2 protein-coding genes are annotated in these 5,371 nt (G+C 74.5%); both read left to right on the top strand.

Going from position 1 to position 5,371, the window contains the following annotated elements; translation table 11 throughout:
• The coding region (locus CXR44_RS34910; protein WP_219602200.1) for an SDR family NAD(P)-dependent oxidoreductase at positions 1-3,280 on the top strand (3,280 nt) is incomplete at its 5' end.
• A gap of 31 nt (positions 3,281-3,311) precedes the next feature.
• A partial coding sequence (locus CXR44_RS34915) for a type I polyketide synthase (RefSeq protein WP_144070199.1) occupies positions 3,312-5,371 on the top strand: 2,060 nt, incomplete at its 3' end.

Raw genomic sequence — 5,371 nt, forward strand, 5'->3', positions numbered from 1 at the left:
GGCGCTCGCGGCCGGGCTGGTGCCCGTGGTCGAGGCGCACGGTCCGGCTTCGGTGGCGGCGGCGCTGGCTCGCCGGTCGGTGTTCGAGCATCGGGCCGTCGTGGTCGGCGGTGTGGAGAGCCTGACGGCTCTGGCGGAGAGCCGGGAGTCGGCGCAGGTGGTGTCAGGTGTCGCCGGGGGCGACGGGCGGGTGGTGTTCGTCTTTCCCGGTCAGGGGTCGCAGTGGGCGGGGATGGGCGTCGAGCTGCTGGACACGGCTCCGGTGTTCGCGGGACGGCTGCGCGAGTGCGCCGTGGCGTTGCGCGAGTTCGGCGACCTCGACGTCGAGGCGGTGCTGCGGTCGGGGGCGGTGCCGGAGCGGGCCGAGGTGGTTCAGCCGGTGCTGTGGGCCGTGATGGTCGCGCTGGCCGAGTTGTGGCGTTCGGCTGGGGTGACTCCGGCGGGCGTGATCGGCCACTCGCAGGGCGAGATCGCGGCCGCCGTGGTCAGCGGCGCGCTGTCCGTGCGGGACGGCGCCCGCGTGGTGGCGCTGCGCAGCCGGGCGCTGGCGCGGCTCGCAGGCCGCGGCGCGATGGCGTCGGTGTCACAGCCGGCCGGTTGGGTGGAGGAACACCTCACCAGGTTCGCGGGGCTGTCGGTCGCCGCGGTGAACGGCCCGGCCGCGACCGTGGTGTCCGGGCCGGCCGGAGCCGTCGAAGGCTTCGTGGCGTGGTGCGAAGCGGAGGGCCACTGGGCGCGCCGGATCGCCGTCGACTACGCCTCCCACAGCGCGGCGGTGGAGGAGGTCGAGGCCGAGATCCGGGCCCTGGCAGTGCGGCCACGGGCCTCCGAGGTGTCGTGGTTCTCCGCGGTGACCGGCGGCCTGCTCGACACGACCGGCCTCGACGGCGACTACTGGTACGCGAACCTGCGTGAGCCCGTACGGTTCCTGGACGCCGTCAACGCCGCCAGGGGCGCGGGACTGGGCACGTTCGTCGAGGTGAGCCCGCATCCGGTGCTGGCCATGCACATCGACGGCGCGCCCGTGGTGGAGACCCTGCGCCGCGACGACGGCGGGCTCGACCGGTTCTGGCTCTCGGCCGGGCAGGCGTTCGTCCACGGGGTCCCCGTCACCTGGCCGGCCACCGGCGCGACCCCGGCCGACGTGCCCACCTACCCCTTCCAGCGCCGGCGCTACTGGCTGGAGCCCGCCCGCCACGATCCGGCGGACGCCGCGCTGTGGCAGGCAGTCCACGCCGGAGACCTCGACAGCCTCACCCGCACGCTCCACCTGGACGGTGACCCGCCGCTCAGCTCCGTCCTGCCCGCCCTCGCCGACTGGCGCAACCGTCACCACGCCCGCTCCGTCCTGGACACCTGGCGCTACCGCGTCACCTGGCGGAAGGCCGAAGCGGCGCCCGCCACGCTGTCCGGCACATGGCTGGTCGTCGTGCCCGACAGCCACCTCGGTGACGCGGCGGTGGAGGCGACCGTCCAGGCGTTGACGACAGCCGGCGCGCTGCCGCGGGCGCTGCCCTTCTCCGACCGGAGCACGCTCACCGCGGCGCTGGCGGAGCGGCCCTCCGGCGTGCTGTCGCTGCTCGGGCTCGACGAGCCGGCCGGGCCGGAAGGCGTGCCCGGCGGTACGGTGGCCACGCTGGAGCTGGTCCAGACCATGGCGGCGGCCGGAAGCAGGGCCCCGTTGTGGTCGCTCACCAGCGGAGCCGTCGGCACGGGGCCGGACGACACCGTGCGCAACCCCGCGCAGGCGGCCGTCTGGGGCCTGGGCAGGGTGGCGGCGCTGGAGCACCCCCAGATCTGGGGTGGCCTGATCGATCTGCCAGAGCACCCCGACGAGGCCGCGTACGCGCGGGTCTGCGCCGTCCTGGCCGGGCTCGGCGAGGAAGACCAGGCCGCGGTGCGGGCCTCGGGCGTGTACGTGCGGCGGCTCGTGCGCGCCCCGCTCGCGGGCGGCGGCCCCACCGGCGAGCTCCGGCTGCGCGGCACGGCGCTGCTCGTCGGCGGCACCGGCTCCATCGCCCCGTACGTGGCCCGCTGGCTGGCCGGCCAGGGCGCCGAGCACGTCGTCCTGGTGAGCCGCCGAGGCCCCGACGCCCCCGGGACAGCCGAACTGGTGGCCGAGCTGACCGAGCTGGGCACCCGCACCAGCGCCGTGGCCTGCGACGTCGCCGACCGGGACGCGGTGGCGGGTCTGCTGGCTCGGCTCGACGCCGACGGGCAGACCGTGCGGACCGTCGTGCACGCCGCCACCGCCACCCGGCTGGCCCCGCTCGCCGACGTCAACGCTGCCGAACTGGGCGCCGTGGCAGCAGCCAAGATCCACGGCGCCCGGCATCTGGACGAGCTCCTCGACCCCGCGCAGCTCGACCACTTCATCTGCTTCTCCTCGGTGGCCGGGGTGTGGGGGAGCGGCGACCACGCCGCGTACGCGGTCGGCAACGCCTACCTCGACGCCTTCGCCGAGCACCGGCGGGCGCGCGGCAGGGCCACCACGTCGATCGCCTGGGGGGTGTGGGCCAGCGAGCGCATGCCCGACGAGGTGGACGAGACGCACCTGCGCCGCCAGGGGCTGCCGACCCTGCCGCCCGAGCTGGCGCTCACCGCCCTCGGGCAGATCCTCGCGGCGGACGAGACGTGCGTGACGGTGGCCAACGTGGACTGGGCGGTCTTCGCGCCGGTGTTCGCCTCCGCCAGGTCCCGCCCGCTGCTCGCCGCGATCGAGGAGGCGCGGGGCGACGGCGACACCCCCGCCGGGCCGTCCGCAGGGCAGCCCTGGGCGGACCGGCTGGCCGGGCTGCTGCCGGCCGAGCGGGAGGCCGAGGTGCTGGCGCTCGTCACCGAGCACGTCGCCGCAGTGCTCGGCCACACGACGCCGGACACCGTCGACGCCGAGCGGCCCTTCAAGGACCTCGGGTTCGGCTCGCTGAGCGCGGTGGATCTGCGCAACCGGCTGGGCGCGGCGACGGGCCTGAAGCTGCCGGTCACGCTGGTGTACGACCATCCCAGCCCGGCCGCGGTCGTCCGCTATCTGCGGACGGAGCTGGAAGGACGGCCCACTGTGCTCGACGACCTCGACCGGCTGGAGGCCGCCCTCGCGGCGATGCCGGCCGACGGCCCGGACCGCGCGCTCGTCCGCAGCCGCCTGGCCGCGCTGGCGGCCGGTCTCGGCGGCGCCGCCGGCGACGACGTGGCCGCCTACGCCTCCCTCGACGACGACCTCGAATCCGCGACGGACACGGAGATCTTCGACCTCATCGATCGCGAGTTCGGCAATTCCTGAACGGCCCGGCGGACCAAGGACGGCGTTTCGCATGTCGGAAGACGAAAAGCTTCGCGAATATCTCAAGAAGGTCACCGTCGAGCTGCGGGCCACGCGCCGGCGGCTCAAGGAGAACGAGGAGCGCGATCGGGAGCCGATCGCGATCGTCGGCATGGCCTGCCGCTACCCGGGTGACGCGAACACGCCGGACGAACTCTGGGAACTCGTCGCCGCCGGCCGGGACGCCACCTCGGAGCTGCCGGACGACCGCGGCTGGAACCTGACCGCGCTGTACGACCCCGACCCCGGCCGGTCCGGCACGACGTACGTCAGGCGCGGCGGCTTCATGAGCGAGGTGGCCGGATTCGACGCCGACTTCTTCGGGATCTCGCCGCGTGAGGCGCTGGTGATGGACCCGCAGCAGCGGCTGCTGCTGGAGAAGTCCTGGGAGGCCCTGGAGAACGCCGGGCTCGACCCGGAGTCCCTGCGGGGCAGCCACACCGGCGTGTACGTGGGCATCAACTACCAGGAGTACGGCCCGCTGTTCCACCAGGCGCCGCCGAACGTGAAGGGTCACGTGGTGACCGGTGTCGTGCCGAGCGTGGCGTCGGGGCGCATCGCGTACACGCTGGGGCTGGAAGGCCCGGCGGTCACCGTCGACACCGCGTGCTCGACCTCGCTGGTGGCACTGCACCTCGCCGTGCGCGCCCTGCGCGACGGCGACTGCGAGCTGGCCCTGGCCGGTGGCGCCACCGTGCTGTCGTCACCAGGATCGCTCGTGGAGCTGGGCGGGCAGCGGGTGCTGGCGGCCGACGGCCGCTGCAAGGCGTTCTCGGCCGGGGCCGACGGCATGGGCATGGCCGAAGGCGTGGGCATCGTGGTCCTCGAACGGCTCGGCGACGCCCTGGCCCACGGCCACCGGGTGCTCGCCCTGGTCCGCTCCAGCGCCGTCAACCAGGACGGCGCCTCCAACGGGCTCACCGCCCCGAACGGCCCCTCGCAGCAGCGGGTCATCCAGCGCGCGCTCGCCGACGCGCGCCTCGCCCCGGGTGATGTGGACGCCGTCGAGGCGCACGGCACGGGGACCGCGCTGGGCGACCCGATCGAGGCGCAGGCGTTGATCGCCGCCTACGGCCAGGGGCGGGAGCGGCCGTTGTGGCTGGGGTCGGTGAAGTCCAACATCGGGCACACGCTCGCCGCGTCCGGCGTGGCCGGCGTCATCAAGATGGTGCAGGCCATGCGGCACGGCACGCTCCCCCGTACGCTGCACGTCGCCGAGCCGACACCTCACGTGGACTGGGACACGGGCCGGCTGGCCCTGCTCGCCGAGCCCGTGGCGTGGCCGCGCGGCGCGGAGCCGCGCAGGGCGGGCGTGTCGTCGTTCGGGCTGAGCGGCACCAACGCGCACGCGATCCTGGAGGAGTACACCGAGGACGGCGTCGCCGGCGGTGCGGAAGTGCCTCCGGCCATGCCGGCCATGCCCGTCATGCCCGTCATGCCGGTCGTGCTGTCGGCCAGGACCGCCGAAGCACTGCGCGCCCAGGCCCGGACGCTGCTGAAGACCGGGCACGAGCCGCTGGACGTCGCCTACACCAGAAGCGTTCGGCCGGTGTTCGAGCACCGGGCGGTCGTGCTCGCGCAGGACGGCGAGGAACTCGCGGCCGGCCTGGCCCGGGTCGCCGAGGACACCTCGCAACCCGTCAGCCCCGGGAAGGTGGCGTTCCTGTTCTCGGGTCAGGGGTCGCAGCGGGTCGGGATGGGGCTCGGGTTGGCTGAGCGGTATCCGGTGTTCGCGGCGGCTTTTGATGAGGTGTGTGCGCGGTTGGAGCCGTCGTTGCGTGGGGTGATCGCGGCGGGTTCGGAGGCTCTTGATCGGACGTTGTTCGCGCAGTCGGGGTTGTTCGCGGTGCAGGTGGCGTTGTTCCGGTTGGTGGAGTCGTGGGGGGTGCGGCCGGACTTCGTGCTGGGGCATTCGGTCGGTGAGCTGGCCGCGGCGCATGTGGCCGGGGTGTTGTCGTTGGATGACGCGTGCGCTCTGGTGGGGGCGCGGGCCCGGTTGATGCAGGCGTTGCCTGCGGGCGGCGCGATGTCGGCTTTGTCCGCCGGTGAGGC

It is taken from the genome of Nonomuraea indica, from assembly GCF_002850745.1.
Taxonomy (GTDB): Bacteria; Actinomycetota; Actinomycetes; order Streptosporangiales; family Streptosporangiaceae; genus Nonomuraea; species Nonomuraea indica.